Here is an 18414-nt window from a genome sequence, read left to right as displayed (position 1 = left end):
AAGTGGTTTCTTCATGTGTCAGTACCAAGGGGGATATCCTAATGTTAAATCAATTAAAAGAAATGAATCCACTTATCCACTGTATGACTAATATGGTTGTCACAACGTATACAGCAAATGGCTTACTGGCTATAGGTTCATCACCAGTAATGGCCTACGCCAAAGAAGAAGTTCAGGATATGGCAACGGCTGCAGGTGCACTATTGCTTAATATTGGAACACCTTCTGTGGAATTAACGGAAGCGATGATTTTGGCGGGTAAAGCAGCAAACAAAGCCGGAAAACCTGTCATTCTTGACCCGGTTGGAGCAGGAGCTACTGCTTTTAGAACGGACATCTGTCACCAGATCCTTAAAGAAGTAGATGTTTCGATTGTACGTGGTAATGCTGGAGAAATGGCTGCTCTTGTTGGCATGAGTGGTGTGGTAAAAGGAGTAGATGGTTCTCTAGATGGAGATAAGCAAGCCGTAGCCAAAAAGGTTGCAGAGCAGTATTCCTGTGTGGCCGTTTTAACAGGAGATGTTGACACCATTACAGACGGAGAACGTCTCTATTTAGTTTCTAACGGACATGAGTGGTTAACCAAAGTTGTTGGAACTGGATGTTTACTTGGTGGGGTAGTTGCTGCATTTGTTTCTACTGTAAATAAATCGGACTATGCAGAAGCTGCAGCATATGCTGTCTCCTTTTATGGGGCGGCTGCCGAGAAGGCGTATGACAAAACAAAAAATCAAGGATATGGATCATTTGCGCAGGATTTTATTGATCAACTGGGTTTGTTAACAGAGAATGAAGCAGAACAGCTACGTAAAGTAGAGTCGTAAAATAGAACGAATAGAAAGTGTGGCAGAGAATGTATGAGTACAAAATTTCCGTTTGATCAACTACCTGAATTCCTACAAGAGTCCTTAAACAAAATAAATATTAGTGAACCAACAGATATTCAACAGAAGATGATCCCAGAGGCGTTGGAAGGTCAGAGTATTATTGCTCGTTCACAAACAGGGACAGGCAAAACCTTAGCTTATTTATTACCGATCCTCACTCGAGTGGATGCTTCTGAAAAAAACCTGCAAGCAGTTGTGCTCGCACCTACACAGGAGCTTGCGATGCAAATTTTAGAAGTCGCAAAACAACTATCTGCAAATCAGCCGCTTGAAATTGCTGCATTTATAGGTGGAGCAAATATTAATCGCCAAGCTTGGACAAGCTTAAGAAGCAAAAGCCACATATTGCAGTCGGCACACCTGGGCGCATATTAGAGCTGATTCAATTAAAGAAGTTAAAGTTAAAAGACGTTTTATGTGTAACGGTAGATGAAGCAGATCGTATGCTTGCGGAGAAATCTTCCTGGGACGCCGTAACTGAGATCTCTAAACGAATTGGAAGGGACAAACAATTTTTATTTGTATCGGCGACCATTCCTGAAACATTATCGGAAAAAACGGCCACCTTTGCTCCATTTACCGTTCAAATTGAAGCGACTGGTCAGTTAGTGAATACAGAGCAGGTCTCTCATTATTATGTCGAATGTGAAGCTCGTGACAAAATTGATACGGTGCGCAAACTGATTTATGCAGAAGATATCCAAAAAGGAATCGTATTCGTGAATCAGTTGGAAAGATTAACCGAAACTACAGAAAAATTTAAATACAGAGGGCTCAAAGCGGCTTCTTTGTCATCAGATAGTTCAAAACAAGAACGCGAAAAGGTTCTAAAGGCTTTCAGACAAGGAGAGTTACATATTCTTGTCGCAACGGACATAGCTGCTCGTGGCTTAGATGTAGATGATGTGACACATATCATTCAATTAGATGCACCATCTGAAGCAGACTCATATTTACATCGGTCAGGCAGAACTGGACGAGTGGGCAAGTCTGGACGAGTCATTACATTGCTTGAAAAGCGTCAAGCTTACAAGGTTGAACAGTTAAAACGTGACCTTAACATCACCCTACAAAAAGCAGGATTAAAAAAGGGCCGATTAGAAATCTAAATTTAAGGTTTAAGCTAATAAGATTCCGTTTATACGATAAAATAAGGACCAAAAAAGGGCAAAATGCTCGAGCTAAACGTTTTTTGCATAAATCACAAACCTATGTTAAAATCAAAAGGTTAAAAAATAGTTGGGAGATGTATGTGCATGGCTAATTATGAAGTAGGAAGTATCATCGAAGGAAAAATCACAGGTATTAAACCTTTTGGTGCTTTCGTTGCAATTGACGAGCAAAAACAAGGATTAGTACACATTTCGGAGGTGGCTCACGGATTTGTTAAGGATATCAATGATGTTCTTACAGTTGGAGATGAAGTGAAAGTAAAAGTTATCTCTGTTGATGAGAACTCTGGAAAAATTTCTCTATCAATTCGTGCTACTCAAGAAGCACCAGCTCGTCCTGCGAGCAAACCTCGTCCAAGCGGCGGCGGTGGTGGAAGCTACGGTGGTGGCGGTTCACGTAAACCACAACAGCAACAACAAAAGCAAGGCTTTAACACACTTGAAGACAAGCTTAAAGAGTGGTTGAAGCAGTCTAACGAGATCCAAGCAGACCTTAACAAACGTGCTAAGAAATAATATTGCTCGTTTACCAAAAGAGTTTCTACTTATGTAGAGGCTCTTTTTTTTTGGAATAGAGGCGAGTATTAAAATGTTTCAATATTACTTCGAACACACACTTCGCACCTGGGGGGGAGATAGGTCAGACTAATTCCTACGGTTGTTTGGGCTGATTATTAAGTGCTTGAGTTAACTACAAGTTAGCTAAGGTCTACTGTAGCTTGGTGCATTGATTCAAATTGTTAGTCTTGCTATTCATTCGTTTACTTATTTCCAAGAACTTTTAATAAGATAGGCAAAAGAGTATTTTCTGTTTAAACGTACGAGTAATCGTACTTCGAGTTATTTCTAATAAATGAATACATACATTTTAGCATCGTATTCTTGCAGGTCACGTAGGGAATTTTCTCTTTCTTGTGCGTAGATTGCTTTTTATTTTAGATCCATTCGCGCACTATCTCGGTTTGTTACTAATAAACACTAAATAAATCAACCAAGTAAATTTAGCTAGTAAGCATGCAAGAAGCTCTCACAAGCGGACGGGATGGGGGAGGCCGACTCCAACGGGACTAAAGGGCAAGGTTAAAATGAAACGGCGTAGCCGGTTTAGTTTAACGCCCTCCCACGGAAAGCGTGCCCCCCATCCCGGTAGCGGAGAAACTGCAGAATCTCAATTCTCAAATGTCTTTTATATGTTCACCTTATACTTCTACTATAGCGCTTTTTTTAAAACAAAAATAGAGGCGTACCAATGTACACCTCTATGCCATTTATCCATTAACGTTCGGTTTCAGGAATCCGTTCAATTTCTTCATCGGGCTTGAACAGAATTGAAATACAATAAAGCCCTGCTAATCCAACTAAAGCATATATTACTCTTGAGAATGCCGCTGCTTGACCGCCAAATAAAGCTGCGACTAAGTCAAATCGGAAAAAACCAATAAGTCCCCAGTTGATTGCTCCAATAATGGCTAGTACAAGAGCAGTCCGTTGAATGCCACTCACATCAATCACCTCCGTTGTTGTAGGATTTGCACAACCGTCGATGTGAGGGTGTGCTTCTTCATTAGAATGAGAAACTAAGGGCAAAATTATGCATGGTGGATGATTACTTCTTAATTTGATTGGTCACACTATAGCCTCAAGCATAATTCTTTACATACAGTAGAGAACTGATTAGGATATCTATAGAAGGAAAGAGGAGGTACATTCATGGAAACATTTACGTTTTATAACCCAACAAGACTTATATATGGAATTGATCAAACAAATGAACTTGCAGCCCAGTTACCAAAAGATGCTAAAATTTTGCTTGTTTATGGCGGAGGTAGTATCAAGAAAAATGGCTTGTATGATAAAACAATAGATCAGCTACAGCAGGCTGGAGCCAATGTGACGGAGTTAGCAGGTATTGAACCGAACCCACGTCTAAAAACCGTTCGTCGAGGTATTGAGCTATGTAAGGAGAATGATATTGAATTTATCCTTGCAGTAGGTGGGGGTAGTGTTATCGACGCAACAAAAGCGATTGCTGTAGGAGCTCGTTATGAAGGGGATATTTGGGATATCATTACGAAAAAAGAAACAGCAACTGGTGCCCTTCCATTTGGAACGATCCTTACTCTTGCGGCAACTGGATCTGAAATGAACGCAGGGTCTGTTATCACAAACTGGGATACAAACGAGAAAATTGGTTGGGGAAGTCCATATTCATTCCCTACATTCTCTATTCTTGATCCTAAAAACACAGTATCGGTTCCGCGCGACCAAACCGTTTATGGAATGGTTGATATGATGAGCCACGTGCTTGAGGCATATTTTAATCGTGTAGAGAACACACCACTTCAGGATCGTATCTGTGAATCTATCCTAAAAACAGTTATTGAAACAGCACCTAAGCTTCTCGAAGACCCTGACAACCTGGAACACCGTGGAACCATTTTATATTGTGGAACAATGGCTCTAAATGGTGTCACACAAATGGGTGCAAGAGGAGATTGGGGATCACACAACATCGAGCATGCTGTGTCCGCTGTATCCGATATCCCTCATGCAGGAGGACTCGCTATTATCTTCCCTCATTGGTTAAGAAATAGTATTGATGACAACCCAAAACCTCACGTGCAGCTTGCAGTTAGAGTTTTTGATGTGGATCCAGAAGGAAAAACGGATAAAGAAATTGCAGAGGAAGGAATTCAAAAGCTAAGCGAATTCTGGACAAGCCTTGGTGCACCAAACCGACTAGCCGATTACGATATTGATGAGAGCCAAGTGGATCGCATGGCAGGTATTGCGGCTGCAAATGGTGAGTTTGGTCGATATGCAGTGTTAGATAAAGAAGCTACAGCAAAAATACTTACTGCTGCTTTATAATTTCAGTTGATGGCGGGTTTAATCCCGCCATTTTACCATTTGTTACTCTTGTTTTTTGTAAGCCTGTTCGGTAAAGTTAATATATATACATACTAGAGATTAAGGGAGGTTCTTCAAAGATGGAGAACGTTACATTTCAATATTCGCAAGCACTATCTTTCTTTAATGAACAAGAAGTTCAAAACTTAGCACCAGCAGTAGAGGCAGCGCATCATTCTTTACATAATGGCACAGGAGCAGGGAACGACTACTTAGGTTGGATTGACCTTCCTGTTAATTATGATAAAGAAGAGTTTGCACGAATTGAAAAAGCAGCAACAAAAATCCGTAAAGACTCTGATGTCTTGTTAGTTGTCGGGATTGGCGGATCTTACTTAGGTGCTCGCGCAGCAATTGAAGCGTTGACACATAGCTTTTATAACACGCTGGCATCAGAAGATCGTAAATCACCACAAATCTTTTTTGTCGGACAAAATATTAGCTCTACTTATGTAAAAGACCTGTTTGATCTTCTTGGTGACAAGGATGTATCTGTAAATGTGATTTCTAAATCAGGAACAACAACAGAGCCAGCTATTGCCTTCCGCATATTCCGTGAGTTTCTTGAACAGAAGTACGGTAAGTCAGAGGCGAGAAAACGTATCTATGCAACAACTGATAGCAAAAGAGGTGCTCTAAAGACATTAGCTACAGAAGAAGGCTATGAATCGTTTGTCATTCCAGATGATGTTGGTGGACGTTTCTCCGTACTGACGGCTGTAGGTTTGCTTCCAATTGCAGTAAGCGGCTTAAACATTCAGTCAATGCTTGAAGGCGCAGCAGCTGCGAGAAAAGCTTATAGCAATCCAAAACTAGAAGAGAATGAAGCCTATCAATATGCTGCGATTCGCAATCTTCTTTATAACAAAGGTAAAACAACAGAGCTATTTGTGAACTATGAGCCTTCCTTACACTTTGTATCAGAGTGGTGGAAACAGCTCTTTGGTGAAAGCGAAGGAAAGGATCACAAAGGTCTATTCCAGCATCCGTTGACTTCTCAACAGATCTACATTCAATGGGACAATATGTGCAGGATGGACGTAGAAACCTATTTGAAACTGTATTAAACGTTCAAAGTGTTCGTGAAGAGATTGTAATCGAGAAAGCGGATTCCGATCTTGATGGCTTAAACTACATCTCAGGACAAACAATGGACTTTGTAAATAAAAAAGCTTTCCAAGGCACTATGCTAGCTCATACGGATGGTGGCGTTCCAAATCTTGTGGTAAACATTCCAGAACTTAATGAATATCACTTTGGATACCTAGTATATTTCTTTGAAAAAGCGTGTGGCATTAGTGGGTACCTATTAGGTGTAAATCCATTTAACCAGCCTGGAGTAGAAGATTACAAACGCAATATGTTTGCATTACTTGGTAAAAAAGGTTATGAAAAAGAAAAAGAAGAGCTTGAAAAAAGACTATAAGAAATTAAGAAAACGCAGCTTAAATCGGCTGCGTTTTTTATTACTGTTCTTTTTTTCTTGAAAATAGTACAGAGGCAATAACTCCAATCGCTATGCCTACGCCTATTCCTAAAGCAATATTTTCAGTGGTGATGCCAATAGTCATTCCAATGACCAATCCAGCAACCATTCCTAAACCTTCAGCATTTTTCATCATGGTGAGTTTCCTTCCGTAAAAAATATTCCATAAGAATAGTGTACACCAATTAATCGTCACAATCTATTGAGGCACTCAGTATAGAATTCGGAAATATACGTGTAAAAAAAAGAAATTGGGGAATACCTATATTAATGGGAATAACGATTTAGGAGAGGGACATAATGATTAAACAACATGATGTTTATATGTTCACACGTGAGTTAATGAAGCTAAAGTCAGAATATCAGGAAGCAACGAGTGATAATTTAAAAGCCTGTATACAAGCAGACATTATATTCTATGAAGATATTCTAACTCATGATCAATTGCCGGTTGAATGACCTTCAGAATTAGCTCAATTAGAGAGTACTGCTCTCTATTACATAACAATCCCTTCCGCAACTCCTCTTGCTCTACATAATTCACCAATCACATAAACAACTCCTTTTTAGAGATACTAAAACGACTACTATTTTTAAAAGGAGAAATGAATTATGATTCCACTACAATCATCAATTATAGGGGAAACCTTTAAGCTAGCATTACTTGAAGATCAGTTAAAACCAATTGGATATACGATCGGAAGTAATTGGGAATATGATCATGGATACCTGGATTACACAATCGATCAAGAAAACGGTTATACTGTTCTTCGAATCCCGTTCCATACGAAATATGGAGAGTTAGGACAAAAAGGAACAACTGTCACACTAGATACACCATTTATCCTCGCTCATCAATATCAAGATGACCTTGATGACTATACCTCAAGTGGTTCTGTCCCTTTACAAGTAAGCAGTATTGTTAACCAATTTTCCGAGCCCGTAAAAAAAGACGGGGAAGTTGATGAGAAATATGTACCCGTCGCTCAAAATCTTATTAAAGAAGTGGAGTCGCTGCTTCTTCCATAAGAATTGTCTTTAGAGTCCCTACCTGTTACACTGACAAAAACAGTGTAGAGTGGGGAAATCGATGAGCACAGCAATTATATTTGGCGTGGCCATCTTTTTAGGATGGATTATTTTAGATGTGGTTAAACACAAAAAATTACAGCTAGAAACCGTTGTTACGTCGTTAGTAGCAGGAATCGTGGGTGCTGTTTTTTGGTTTATTTTAGATAGATTTATTTAGATTAATAAAGCTGAAATAGATGTATACGGATACCCATAAAGGCGAACGATCCTAAACTAAACTTAGGGTCGTTTGCTGTTTTTTTAATACAACTTTCTACATGTAAGTGGTATGATATGTAAAAAAGGTGGTCGTGTGATGTTTCGAATTGAGAAAAGCGTAAGAACTATTCTTTTCCTATTCATTATTGTGGCTGTAGTAATTATCATATTCATCCCAATTGGCATCATTTACGCAGTAAACAACGGAAATCCTTATACCCAATGGTTAATGAATCAACATGTTCCAGACCATTTGTCTGAACAAGGATACAAAGATCGAGATCTTATTGAATCGACCTATACGGAGCCTAAATATCTTATCAATCATGACTATTATCAAGGACAATATAAGGTTACTTTTAAAGATGAACCAGATGTCTTCTATTATTATGGTTTGTCAAAAGAAGGGAAGCACGTTAAACAGTTTTGTGAGAAGGATGTAAAGATACATTCTAATGAGGTTAGCTACGACATAACAGAAGAAACGAAACATAGTGAAGCAGGCTGTGTGTTGTGGCAGGAAAATCGTTGATAGGTAAGAGGTGAGAGGTGAGAGTTTGTTTATTATGATCATTATTGCATTTGCCTTGCTAATGTCTACATTGTTTGCAATCGAACGCAAACTTAGCAAGGCAAATGAACAAAATCAAGAATTAATTGATCTTTTGCGAGAGAAGCTTGGTAAAAAAGAGTGATCCTACCCAACAACTCTCCTACGATGAGTTTGAGGTCTTCTTCTTAAAAAAGGAAGAACGATTGAAAAAAGAAGAAGAACAGCTGATGCGATGATTAAGGTAAGAGTCCAGTTTACTGATTGATACATCATTAAATCCTTCATAGTAAGGAGAAAGGCCGTTAGTAGTCCTGCGATAAATCCATCTAATAATTTGCTACTAGTTACACTCATTATGTACCTCCTGAAATAATATGATAGACATCTATACCCAATACAAAGAAACTAAAAACATACAAACATACCGGATCAAAAGATCTATTTTTTTTTACAGCTTTTTATGTTTTTACTATTCTGAATAAGGGTATAAGGAGATGAAAATGGAGGTTTTGCAGATGGCTGAAAAAGCGAAGATTGAAGAAGAGATATTAGAGATTATTCATAACGGAACGACAACAAAAGTTGAAGTAGCCGAAAAGATCATCGAATCAAGAAACATAGAATCATTTGAGGCTTATGAAATCATTGATAGTATGGTGAATGATGGACAGTTAATAAAGAAAAATGAAACAGTTGGGGATTATGATATCAATATTACTTAATAGACAAATAAAAAAGTCTAACCCTCATCATAAATGGTAGGTTAGACTTTTATTTGTTAATTTAAATAAGCAGCAGCTTCATGCATATCTTTAAATCGAATGATATTCTTAATGCCTTCATCTGGAGTATACAAAACTCCTAAAAACCCATCATTAGCCATAAATACATCTAATGAATCATCTAAGTTCTCATCAACAAACGTCTCAAGGATTTCAAATTCACCTGTAATCTCATCAAGGTATGTTGTATAGTCCATCCCTATATAAAATACTGCCTCAAGTTCATCTAACGTATAATAAACAGAATCCATTTCGTCTAGGTAAGAATCGTACTTGTCTTGATCCTCTTTAGTTGACTCTTCATTTTCATCCTGCGTTGATTCATCGGCATCATCTGATACATCTTCAGTCTCATCTGATACATCATCATCCGTTTCTTCAGTCTCATCTGATACATCATCATCCGTTTCTTCAACCTCAGAAGTATCATTATCCTCTACTTGCTCATTTTCAGAAACATCGTTTACTTGCTCTTGTGCACCTGCAGGATCTTCATTTGTTGTGGTTTGGGCATTTCCACTACAAGCAGATAATGCAATCAACGTTGTTAGTCCAATCGTTAAAAATAGCTTTTTCATTTTTCATTCCTCCAAACATTAAGTAACATAGTTCAATGTTACTATGATATACGTTGGAGAACAAGTTGAAGTAACTATTTTTACGACTGTTGAACTTGTAGCTATTCTGAGTATCTTTCGACAAAGAAAAAACACCCTTCACAATGTAAAAGGTGTCTCATGTTATCTCTTTGATGGAGCCAAGGGGGCTCGAACCCCTGACCTCCACGCTGCCAAGCGTGGCGCTCTCCAGCTGAGCTATGGCCCCGTTATCTGATTTTATTCCTACTGTATTACTATTTACGCTATATCCGTCAAAAACAAGTTTACAACAACGGCAATGATTTATCAAGAGCTTTTTCGCTATCAAAAATAGAAGCCAAATAAGTCTTTAAGGTAGTGGACGTCACCATTTATTTTGCGTATATCGTAGTAATTCGATAACTCTATATCATACTATTTTTTTGAAAAAATGATAGATTCATTTTATTGTTTTATGTATACTGACAAAGTAAGATCTGTATGTTATTGAGAAATGAACCAATATTGTCTTATTATAAAGTTTAATCTCATAAGTATTTGTTATTGCAGAAAGGAATTACTCACATGATGAAAGTAGCAAAAATAGGCGGGATTATTTTAATTTGTGTAGCTCTTATAGGAGCGTTAACGTATGGGTTATTAGAATTTGCGAATACCCCAGTTGGTACCAAAGCGAGTGGAACAGAGGAATCTATCGAGGAGTCACCTGAAGAAGAGGACGTGCCAGAAATTATTATAAAGGAGACGAACAATGAAGATTTAGAAGATTTGTTTCCTGATGATATGGCAGAGAAAGAAATGCAGGATGTGATTCATTTTATGACACATGGGTTGGTTCATGCTGAGCAAAAGTGGGGCAAGGTAGAGATTACAGCAGAACGTGTTGAGCGTTTGCTTGAGGTCTCTGAACAACAACAGGAGCAATATGAGCATGGTAATACATATGTTTCTATACTAAAACGTTGGAATGAAGGGGACTTCTCAAGTGCTGTAAGTGATCATAATGACATTTGGGGAATGTTAGATGGAACAGTCGGTAAGGCAACAAGGTTATATACGCAGGACGAGATAGAAGAGTATAACAAAAAACACTTTGAATAACGCTTGTTTTCACGAGCGTTATTTGTTTTCCAAAGAAGAGTAACTTTCACAAACAGGTATAGCAATAACGCCAAGTAAGATTGTGAAGTCACTAAATGAAATAAATCCTTGACTTCACAATGGGTACAACCATACTATAACTGTATGAAAGCGGTATCAACCGTTGTTAACTATACGCTACATATAATTCTACATTTGTAATGGGAGCAGGCTATTCCATTGGGGAGAGATCCATCTCAATACAGGGAATTTCTAATCCAAGATCGTGTACACATTTTATGATATGAGGAGAGGTTTAAGTGAAACGTTATTCGAATGTTCATCCAAGTGTAAAGGGTATGTTGTATGGAGGGGATTATAACCCAGATCAATGGTTAGCTTATCCTGAAGTGATTGAAAAAGATTTTGAATTGATGAAGGTAGCACACGCAAATGCTGTATCAGTAAACATCTTTGGTTGGTCTGCTATTGAACCAGAAGAAGGTACCTATACATTCGAATGGCTAGATGAAATTATGGATAACATGGCGGCAAATGGTGGTCATATCCTTCTAGCTACACCAAGTGGAGCACGACCTGCCTGGCTATCACAAAAGTACCCGGAAGTGCTACGTGTAAATGAAAAAAGAGAGAAACAACTACATGGTCAAAGACATAATCATTGCTTCACCTCTCCGGTATACCGTGAAAAGACAAGTGAGATGAATAAAATACTCGCGGAGCGTTATAAAGATCACCCTGCATTGATTATGTGGCATGTGTCAAATGAGTTTAGTGGGGATTGTCATTGTGATCTCTGTCAAGCAGCTTTCAGAACTTGGCTTAAGAACAAGTATAATAATAGTTTAGATCAATTAAACCATGCTTGGTGGGCGACTTTTTGGAGCCATACGTATACGTCTTGGGAGCAAATTGAATCACCTTCCTCTATTGGAGAAAACCAGCTTCATGGTCTGACCTTAGATTGGAAACGATTTGTAACTGATCAAACGGTGGATTTTTACCGGAATGAAATAAAACCGTTAAAAGCAATCACACCCAATATTGCTGTAACCACAAACTTTATGGGTGAAAATCCACATATGGGACCGTTTGGAGGGTTAGATTATAGCCGATTTGTCGATGACATTGATGTGATCTCATGGGACGCCTATCCATCATGGCATAATAACTGGGAAAAGACTTGGCAGCTTGCAGCAAACACGGCATTTGTCCATGATCTTTATCGATCCTTAAAAGGTGGGAAGCCGTTTCTACTGTTAGAAAGCACGCCAAGCCTTGTCAATTGGCAACCTGTGAACAAGCTTCAACGCCCCAAAATGAATCTTTTGTCTTCTCTTCAGGCAATTGCTCATGGATCAGATTCCGTCATGTATTTTCAATGGAGAAAATCAAGAGGATCGTCTGAAAAATTACATGGTGCTGCTGTTGATCACTATGGCAATGAGAACACGAGAGTCTTCAAAGAGGCTGCAGAATTGGGGAGTAGGTTAGATTCACTTTCTGAAGTTGCTGAACATCAGTCGATGCAAAGGTAGCGGTGATTTATGACTGGGAGAATCGTTGGGCTCTGCAAGACGCGCAAGGGTTTGCAAAGCAGCACCTCGATTATGTGAAAACCTGCCAAGAACATTATCAGGCATTTTGGAAGCAAGGGATCCCGGTAGACGTTATTCCAGCTCATTATGATTTGAGTAAATATAAAATTGTGATTGCACCTATGCTTTATATGCTTAAGAATGAAACAGCGCAGGCCATTCAAGATTTTGTTGATGCTGGAGGGACTTATATCAGTACGTATATGTCAGGTATGGTTGATGTAAATGATCTTTGTTACATTGAAAGTGACCCGAACCCACTCTATCCAGTATTAGGAATAAGAGTGAACGAGATTGATAGTCTCTATCGAACGGATAAGCAGTCTGTTAGCTGGAGAATGAATCTTATGCAGCCAGTGATTTTTGTGAAATCATTGAGCCTACTTCTGCTACTGTGCTTGCTAGTTATGAGCAAGACTTTTATAGTGGTACCCCTGCATTAACGCTTAATCATTACAAGCAAGGAAAGGCTTATTACATGTCTACTCGTTTGGAAACAGCCTTTTTGGATTTGTTTTATCAGGAAATAGCAGCGGAACACGACCTTCATAACCCACTTGGTATGAGCTTGCCTGAGGGAGTTAGTCTGCACACACGTACGGATGGAGATACTCATTATTTATTTCTAATGAATTTCACAGAAGAGACTCAAACCGTTACGGTTCCAGATTCTTATGAAATATCTGAGATCAGTGATGAAGAGCTTGTTGCAAACCAAATAACACTTTCTAAATATGATGTACGTACATTGAAACTGGTTAAAGATAAGATTCAAACTGTGTAAATGATGATAAGAAATACATTAAAAAAAAGCTTGCCTTCGTTCTTATGATGGCAAGCTTTTTTATAAATAATGATTGACGTTCAAAAGTGTCCTTATTATAATCAAATAAAATAACATATTTATTTATCATTAATGTTTTTGTTAATCTTATGTCTTTTTATGAAAGCGTTATCCAAACCATATTAGGAGGTCATTCATGTGACTGATCAGAAAAAAGCAAAGATAACAATCGATCGAGAATTTAAAATTGGTGAGATTGATAAGCGATTATATGGCTCATTTATTGAACATTTAGGCAGAGCTGTTTATGGAGGAATCTATGAGTTAGACCATCCGGAATCGACAGAACAAGGTTTTAGAACAGATGTTATAGAGCTTGTTAAGGAGCTTCAAGTGCCAATCGTACGTTATCCAGGTGGGAATATGGTATCTGCGTATAACTGGGAGGATGGAGTTGGACCTGTTTCACAACGTCCAAAAAAACTAGAGCTTGCCTGGCGTGTGATTGAGCCTAACTATATTGGGACAAACGAATTTGCAGATTGGGCAAAGCTCGCGCAAACAGAAGTAATGATGGCAGTGAATTTAGGTACAAGGGGTATTGATGCTGCTAGAAACCTTGTTGAATATTGTAATCATCCAAGTGGTAGCTACTGGAGTGATTTGCGCAGAAGTCATGGCTACAAACAGCCGCATGCCTTTAAAACATGGTGCTTGGGGAACGAAATGGACGGGCCATGGCAGGTTGGTCATAAAACGGCTGATGAATATGGAAGACTTGCCCTAGAAACAGCAAAAGCGATGAAACTAGTCGATCCTACCATCGAGTTAGTGGCATGCGGTAGCTCTAATGCTAACATGCCAACCTTTCCAGAGTGGGAGGCAACAACTCTTGATCACACGTATGAAGAGGTAGACTATTTATCTCTACATCAATACTATGGCAACCGTTCGGGTGACACGGCTAATTATTTGGCTAAAACCTTAGAGATGGATGATTTTATCAAAACAGTCATAGCTACTTGCGATTATATAAAAGCCAAAAAACGCAGCAAAAAAACAATGCACTTAAGTTTTGATGAGTGGAATGTCTGGTTCCATTCTAATCAACAAGATCAAGAAATTGAACCATGGGGAATTGCGCCTCCACAGCTTGAAGATGTTTATACGTTTGAAGATGCCCTTCTTGTAGGTTCCATTTTAATGACACTACTCAGACACGCAGATCGTGTAAAGATGGCGTGTATGGCTCAGCTTGTAAATGTCATTGCTCCAATTATGACGGAAACAGGCGGAAGTGCGTGGAAGCAAACGATCTTTTATCCATACATGCATGTGTCTGTGTTTGGCCGAGGAACTTCTTTACAACCAGTCGTCTCCTCTCCAAAATACGATTCAAAGGACTTCACCGATGTACCGTATCTTGATTCTGCTGTGGTTTGGAATGAGGAGAAGGAAGAGCTAACCATTTTCCTTCTTAATCGAGATTTAGAAGAATCGCTAGATCTAAACATTGATATTCGAAGCTTTTCTGACTATCGCTTAAAGGAGCATATTGTTCTTGAGAACGACAATTTGAAAGCTGTAAACACAGTTAATCAAACAGCAGTGAAACCTCACTCAAATGGTAATGCTTCATTAGATGCGGGAACCATCAGCACTCAATTATCTAAAACCTCGTGGAATGTGATTCGTTTAGGTAAATAACGTAGGCAGAGATAGGTGAAAACCTGTCTCTTTTCCATTGCGTCTGCTCTATGTTACCGCTATACTAAAATGAAATTAAGATCAATACGGTTAGTGATGAAGGATGCAGGTGAACGAATATGAAAGCGCTAGACTGGTCTAAGGAGTCATTACCTGTATATGAAGCGTTAGCAAGTGAAGTAAGGTTAAGTATTCTAAGACACTTAGGTGAAAGACCTATGAATGTGAAAGAATTAGCAGATGCTCATAAAATTAGCAGTGCAATTATGACAAAACATGTGAAGAAGCTTGAGATTGCGGAGTTAATTAAAACAGAAATGATTCCCGGCAAAGCTGGGAGGCAGAAGCTGTGCAGGTTACATGTAGAAGAAGCTATGATTCGCTTTCCAATTGAACAACAACGACAGCGTTTATATGTACAAAACACATTGTCTGTAGGGCATTATACAGATTTTCAAGTAGAGCCTACTTGTGGATTAGCAACCGAGCATAAAATTATTGGTGAATTTGATGATCCTAGGTCCTTTTTAGATACAGAACGGGTAAATGCAAAAATACTCTGGTTCTATAAAGGGTTTGTTGAATATAAGTTGGCAAATTTCCTACATGCATCCCAAGCGGCTGATGAACTAGAAATTTCGCTTGAGATCTCTTCTGAAGCTCCTTTTACAAATGAAAACTGGCCGTCTGATATTAGCTTTTCTTTTAACCGGCATGAACTTGGAATATGGAGAAGTCCTGGCGATTTTGGTGATCGTGTTGGTAAATATACTCCTAATTGGTGGCCGAGATCTGTCAATCAATACGGACTTTTAAAAGTCATTAGAATTAATCATCAAGGAACCTTTATTGATGGAATAAAATTGTCTGATGTCAAAATTAATGAAGTACAAATAAACAATCCTCAATGGACCTTTTCAATTGCTGTCGGAAATTCCGCAACTTACGTTGGTGGAGTGACTCTTTTTGGCTCTTCTTTTGGGAACTATGACCAGGACATTGATTTTCGACTGTATTATCATTAATGAACCGAATGATACGTTAGAGAGGAGAGTTTGAATGAGTTTCTATCATGATCACCTACTTGAACAAGATTTCTATCCTGTGGTTCGATTTTATTATTATAAGGAATGGCAGGACTTTAAGATGCAAGTGCATTCTCATGAAGCCATTGAGATTATGTATGTTTTGTCTGGCACATGCTTGATTGAGGTAGATGGCAAGACTCATAAGCTTAAAAAGGGACAGTTTATCTTTATTGATGGCCATGTTCCACACAAATTACATGTGGAGCCAGATAAAAGTTGCAGAATGAGTAATATAGAATTCAAATTTCAAAAGCTGCAAACAGTATTCCCATCATTTAGAGATATCGTTTCTGAGAATCAAGCGTTAAAGCTTTTAACAGAAACACCTCAATCCTACTTGTTATTTCATGATTCATCGGATGTGTCTCATTGTTTAGACTCGCTTATTTTAGAGCTTGATCGAAAAGAAAAGAGCTCTGTTTTTACAGAACAATTATTGCTTGGACAAATTTTTATCCGAATAGCTGAACTTGCGGCTCAACAACAGGATACATCGGATGCGCATGTTTATATTCAAAAGTCGATTGAATATATGCATCAAAACTATGACCGTGATATTCGTGTGAAGGATGTAGCAGATGCTGTTCATCTTCACCCAGGCTATCTTCACAGAATTTTTAAAAAGGCAATGGGAACATCGGTGAACGGATACCTTATAAATCATCGAATGAGTAAAGCAAAGGAATTATTAAAACGAACGAATATTACGATTACAGATATTCCACATTATATTGGGATGAACTCCCAACAATATTTTAGTACGATATTCCGTCAACAAACAGGTACGACGCCTAAACAATTTAGAAAAGAGTCTCGATACAAAGAACGAAGTGAAATAACAGGTGAGTATTTTAAACACTCTGTTCAGTAGAGGTCACAAAAATGAAAGCGTTATCTAAAAAGGGAGTGATATGATACAGAAAAAAGAGAGCGTGGTGTTTTTGTATGTCATTTAAGATTGCTTTTATTGGTGCTGGAGTATTGGATTTACGAGAGGCTTAGTCAGAGATGTTTTATCCGTTCCAGAATTCGCAGATATTGAGCTTGCATTTACAGATATAAACCAACAAAATCTTGAAATGGTCACAGAGCTCTGTCAGCGTGATATAAAGGAAAATAATTTGTCAATCTCCATTCAGTCCACAATAAATCGTCGCGAAGCCTTAAAGGATGCAAGGTATATTTTTTCCGTTGTTCGTATAGGTGGCTTAGAAGCGTTTGAGACCGATATCTCAATTCCTCTCCAGTATGGTGTTGATCAATGTGTAGGTGATACACTGAGCGCAGGGGGAATTATGTATGGACAGCGTGGAATACAAGAAATGCTTGCTATATGTAAGGATATACGAGAGGGAGCAGAACCTAATTGTTTGCTATTAAACTATGCAAATCCAATGGCTATGATAACGTGGGCATGTAATCAATATGGTGGAGTTCGCACAATTGGTTTATGTCATGGAGTACAAGGTGGGCATAGGCAAATTGCTAATGTGTTTGGTTTAGAGAAGCAAGACGTGGATATTATATGTGCAGGTATCAACCACCAAACCTGGTATATTCAGATTAAGCATGAAGGTCAGGATTTGACAGGTAAACTTCTTGATGCTTTTGAATCCCACGAAGAATATAGTCAAACCGAAAAGGTACGAATTGATATGCTCAGGCGTTTTGGTTACTACAGCACTGAATCGAACGGACATTTAAGTGAATATGTTCCATGGTATCGAAAAAGACCTGAAGAAGTAAAAGATTGGATTGATCTTGGAAGCTGGATTAATGGAGAAACTGGTGGTTATCTACGTGTATGCACAGAGGGGCGTAATTGGTTCTTGGAAGACTTTCCAAATTGGTTAAAAGAGCCGGCCTTTGAATACTTAGAAGAAAAGCGCGGGGAAGAGCATGGTTCTTATATCGTTGAAGCGCTTGAGACTGGTAGAGGGTACAGGGGACACTTCAATACCGTTAATAATGGGATCATCTCAAATTTGCCTGATGATGCAATCATTGAAGCGCCAGGGTATGTAGATCGGAACGGGATCAATATGCCTCAAGTAGGTGATTTGCCACTTGGATGTGCAGCAGTCTGTCAGGTGAGTATCTCGGTTCAGAGGTTAGCTGTTCGAGCAGCTATTGAAGGCGATGATCAACTATTACGTCAAGCATTTATGATGGATCCATTAGTAGGAGCTGTTTGTACACCTCCTGAGATTTGGCAGATGGTTGACGATATGCTCATTGCGGGTGAAAATTGGCTGCCCCAGTATAAAACGAGTATTCAAGAGGCTAAGCGAAGAAGAGCCGAAGAAACGCGTCTACCTACTAAGAACTACAAAGGTGCTGCTAGGTTAAAAACTAAATCTGTTCATGAGATGAAGGAAAACCGTGCTGAAGCGTCCAGAAATGCCAAAGAAGCAGACAAAGCACAACACCGTCCAGCTTCCTTATCATAAGGAGGAT

18 protein-coding genes, 1 tRNA gene and 4 pseudogenes are annotated in these 18414 nt (G+C 38.8%); 18 read left to right on the top strand and 5 right to left on the bottom strand.

Annotated elements, in window-relative coordinates:
* The first annotated feature begins 41 nt into the window (after window positions 1-41).
* The 4 genes and pseudogenes from thiM (at window position 42) to yugI (ending at window position 2575) form a co-directional block, all read left to right on the top strand.
* On the top strand, window positions 42-824 hold the full coding sequence (gene thiM / locus NDM98_RS08020) for a hydroxyethylthiazole kinase (RefSeq protein ID WP_251606122.1): 783 nt from the start codon (window positions 42-44) through the stop codon (window positions 822-824).
* Between the two features lie 33 nt (window positions 825-857).
* Window positions 858-1378: pseudogene (locus tag NDM98_RS08015) on the top strand (DEAD/DEAH box helicase); the annotation flags it as partial.
* A 117-nt stretch (window positions 1379-1495) separates the two neighbouring features.
* Window positions 1496-1996, top strand: coding sequence for a helicase-related protein (locus tag NDM98_RS24590; protein WP_373370399.1), 501 nt, complete (start codon window positions 1496-1498; stop codon window positions 1994-1996).
* A gap of 147 nt (window positions 1997-2143) precedes the next feature.
* Window positions 2144-2575, top strand: coding sequence for a S1 domain-containing post-transcriptional regulator GSP13 (gene yugI, locus NDM98_RS08005; RefSeq protein ID WP_251606116.1), 432 nt, complete (start codon window positions 2144-2146; stop codon window positions 2573-2575).
* 759 nt (window positions 2576-3334) lie between these two features.
* On the opposite strand, the gene NDM98_RS08000 is transcribed toward yugI, so the two are convergent.
* Window positions 3335-3562 carry a DUF378 domain-containing protein gene (locus NDM98_RS08000; RefSeq protein WP_143846529.1) on the bottom strand — a complete coding sequence of 76 codons (228 nt, stop codon included), beginning with the start codon at window positions 3560-3562 and terminating at the stop codon, window positions 3335-3337.
* 207 nt (window positions 3563-3769) lie between these two features.
* Between NDM98_RS08000 and NDM98_RS07995 the strand changes: the two genes are divergently transcribed.
* Window positions 3770-4930, top strand: coding sequence for an iron-containing alcohol dehydrogenase (locus NDM98_RS07995; RefSeq protein ID WP_251606114.1), 1161 nt, complete (start codon window positions 3770-3772; stop codon window positions 4928-4930).
* Window positions 4931-5049: 119 nt separating this feature from the next.
* Window positions 5050-6395, top strand: a pseudogene (locus tag NDM98_RS07990) (glucose-6-phosphate isomerase).
* Window positions 6396-6435: 40 nt separating this feature from the next.
* Here the strand turns inward: NDM98_RS07990 and NDM98_RS07985 are convergent.
* Window positions 6436-6591 carry a glycine zipper domain-containing protein gene (locus NDM98_RS07985; RefSeq protein ID WP_251606112.1) on the bottom strand — a complete coding sequence of 52 codons (156 nt, stop codon included), beginning with the start codon at window positions 6589-6591 and terminating at the stop codon, window positions 6436-6438.
* A 164-nt stretch (window positions 6592-6755) separates the two neighbouring features.
* Between NDM98_RS07985 and NDM98_RS07980 the strand changes: the two genes are divergently transcribed.
* From NDM98_RS07980 to NDM98_RS07960, 5 genes are all read left to right on the top strand, one after another.
* Window positions 6756-6914, top strand: a complete 159-nt coding sequence (locus NDM98_RS07980) for a hypothetical protein (RefSeq protein WP_251606110.1) — start codon at window positions 6756-6758, stop codon at window positions 6912-6914.
* 153 nt (window positions 6915-7067) lie between these two features.
* Entirely contained in the window at window positions 7068-7484 is a 417-nt protein-coding gene (locus tag NDM98_RS07975) for a YugN-like family protein (RefSeq protein ID WP_251606108.1), read from the top strand.
* Window positions 7485-7545: 61 nt separating this feature from the next.
* A complete protein-coding gene (locus NDM98_RS07970; RefSeq protein ID WP_251606105.1) occupies window positions 7546-7704 on the top strand; it encodes a hypothetical protein in 159 nt (52 codons plus the stop codon).
* A gap of 138 nt (window positions 7705-7842) precedes the next feature.
* Window positions 7843-8277 (top strand): DUF3139 domain-containing protein, encoded by a 435-nt coding sequence (locus tag NDM98_RS07965; protein ID WP_251606102.1) that lies wholly within the window; start codon window positions 7843-7845, stop codon window positions 8275-8277.
* 25 nt (window positions 8278-8302) lie between these two features.
* Window positions 8303-8440: a hypothetical protein gene (locus NDM98_RS07960; RefSeq protein ID WP_251606099.1), complete on the top strand. Its 138-nt coding sequence runs from the start codon at window positions 8303-8305 to the stop codon at window positions 8438-8440.
* A gap of 2 nt (window positions 8441-8442) precedes the next feature.
* Here NDM98_RS07960 and NDM98_RS07955 read toward each other — a convergent pair whose 3' ends face one another.
* Window positions 8443-8652, bottom strand: a complete 210-nt coding sequence (locus tag NDM98_RS07955; protein ID WP_251606096.1) for a hypothetical protein — start codon at window positions 8650-8652, stop codon at window positions 8443-8445.
* A gap of 161 nt (window positions 8653-8813) precedes the next feature.
* Between NDM98_RS07955 and NDM98_RS07950 the strand changes: the two genes are divergently transcribed.
* Window positions 8814-9020, top strand: a complete 207-nt coding sequence (locus NDM98_RS07950) for a hypothetical protein (protein ID WP_251606093.1) — start codon at window positions 8814-8816, stop codon at window positions 9018-9020.
* Between the two features lie 56 nt (window positions 9021-9076).
* Here NDM98_RS07950 and NDM98_RS07945 read toward each other — a convergent pair whose 3' ends face one another.
* Together NDM98_RS07945 and NDM98_RS07940 are read right to left on the bottom strand one after the other, a co-directional pair.
* Complete coding sequence (locus NDM98_RS07945; protein ID WP_251606090.1) at window positions 9077-9658, bottom strand: DNA polymerase V family protein; 582 nt, start codon at window positions 9656-9658, stop codon at window positions 9077-9079.
* Between the two features lie 174 nt (window positions 9659-9832).
* Window positions 9833-9905 (bottom strand) — tRNA-Pro (locus tag NDM98_RS07940).
* A 338-nt stretch (window positions 9906-10243) separates the two neighbouring features.
* Here NDM98_RS07940 and NDM98_RS07935 point away from each other — a divergent pair.
* The 6 genes and pseudogenes from NDM98_RS07935 to NDM98_RS07910 all read left to right on the top strand — a co-directional run bounded on the left by NDM98_RS07935 (window position 10244) and on the right by NDM98_RS07910 (window position 18407).
* Window positions 10244-10780 (top strand): DUF6241 domain-containing protein, encoded by a 537-nt coding sequence (locus NDM98_RS07935; protein WP_251606087.1) that lies wholly within the window; start codon window positions 10244-10246, stop codon window positions 10778-10780.
* Window positions 10781-11079: 299 nt separating this feature from the next.
* Window positions 11080-13162 (top strand): annotated as a pseudogene (locus NDM98_RS07930) (beta-galactosidase).
* 198 nt (window positions 13163-13360) lie between these two features.
* On the top strand, window positions 13361-14869 hold the full coding sequence (gene arfA / locus NDM98_RS07925; RefSeq protein ID WP_251606084.1) for an arabinosylfuranosidase ArfA: 1509 nt from the start codon (window positions 13361-13363) through the stop codon (window positions 14867-14869).
* A 119-nt stretch (window positions 14870-14988) separates the two neighbouring features.
* The gene (locus tag NDM98_RS07920; protein WP_251606081.1) at window positions 14989-15894 is read left to right on the top strand and encodes an ArsR/SmtB family transcription factor; all 906 of its coding nucleotides are present in this window, start codon (window positions 14989-14991) and stop codon (window positions 15892-15894) included.
* Between the two features lie 34 nt (window positions 15895-15928).
* Entirely contained in the window at window positions 15929-16828 is a 900-nt protein-coding gene (locus NDM98_RS07915) for an AraC family transcriptional regulator (RefSeq protein WP_251606077.1), read from the top strand.
* A gap of 74 nt (window positions 16829-16902) precedes the next feature.
* A pseudogene (locus NDM98_RS07910) lies at window positions 16903-18407 on the top strand (alpha-glucosidase/alpha-galactosidase).
* The last annotated feature ends 7 nt before the right edge of the window (window positions 18408-18414 follow it).

The sequence above is a fragment of the Alkalicoccobacillus plakortidis genome, from assembly GCF_023703085.1.
GTDB lineage: Bacteria > Bacillota > Bacilli > Bacillales > Bacillaceae_D > Alkalicoccobacillus > Alkalicoccobacillus plakortidis.
The sequence above is the reverse complement of the archived record's forward strand: the minus strand, read 5'-3'. Positions and strand labels throughout refer to the sequence as shown.

Bases quoted from the DNA above. Each gene is read 5' to 3' on its own strand.
- thiM (WP_251606122.1), top strand. From the start codon at position 42: ATGTTAAATCAATTAAAAGAAATGAATCCACTTATCCACTGTATGACT.
- yugI (WP_251606116.1), top strand. From the start codon at position 2,144: ATGGCTAATTATGAAGTAGGAAGTATCATCGAAGGAAAAATCACAGGT.
- NDM98_RS07995 (WP_251606114.1), top strand. From the start codon at position 3,770: ATGGAAACATTTACGTTTTATAACCCAACAAGACTTATATATGGAATT.
- NDM98_RS07985 (WP_251606112.1), bottom strand. From the start codon at position 6,591: ATGATGAAAAATGCTGAAGGTTTAGGAATGGTTGCTGGATTGGTCATT.
- NDM98_RS07980 (WP_251606110.1), top strand. From the start codon at position 6,756: ATGATTAAACAACATGATGTTTATATGTTCACACGTGAGTTAATGAAG.
- NDM98_RS07975 (WP_251606108.1), top strand. From the start codon at position 7,068: ATGATTCCACTACAATCATCAATTATAGGGGAAACCTTTAAGCTAGCA.
- NDM98_RS07970 (WP_251606105.1), top strand. From the start codon at position 7,546: ATGAGCACAGCAATTATATTTGGCGTGGCCATCTTTTTAGGATGGATT.
- NDM98_RS07965 (WP_251606102.1), top strand. From the start codon at position 7,843: ATGTTTCGAATTGAGAAAAGCGTAAGAACTATTCTTTTCCTATTCATT.
- NDM98_RS07955 (WP_251606096.1), bottom strand. From the start codon at position 8,652: ATGAGTGTAACTAGTAGCAAATTATTAGATGGATTTATCGCAGGACTA.
- NDM98_RS07950 (WP_251606093.1), top strand. From the start codon at position 8,814: ATGGCTGAAAAAGCGAAGATTGAAGAAGAGATATTAGAGATTATTCAT.
- NDM98_RS07945 (WP_251606090.1), bottom strand. From the start codon at position 9,658: ATGAAAAAGCTATTTTTAACGATTGGACTAACAACGTTGATTGCATTA.
- NDM98_RS07935 (WP_251606087.1), top strand. From the start codon at position 10,244: ATGATGAAAGTAGCAAAAATAGGCGGGATTATTTTAATTTGTGTAGCT.
- NDM98_RS07920 (WP_251606081.1), top strand. From the start codon at position 14,989: ATGAAAGCGCTAGACTGGTCTAAGGAGTCATTACCTGTATATGAAGCG.
- NDM98_RS07915 (WP_251606077.1), top strand. From the start codon at position 15,929: ATGAGTTTCTATCATGATCACCTACTTGAACAAGATTTCTATCCTGTG.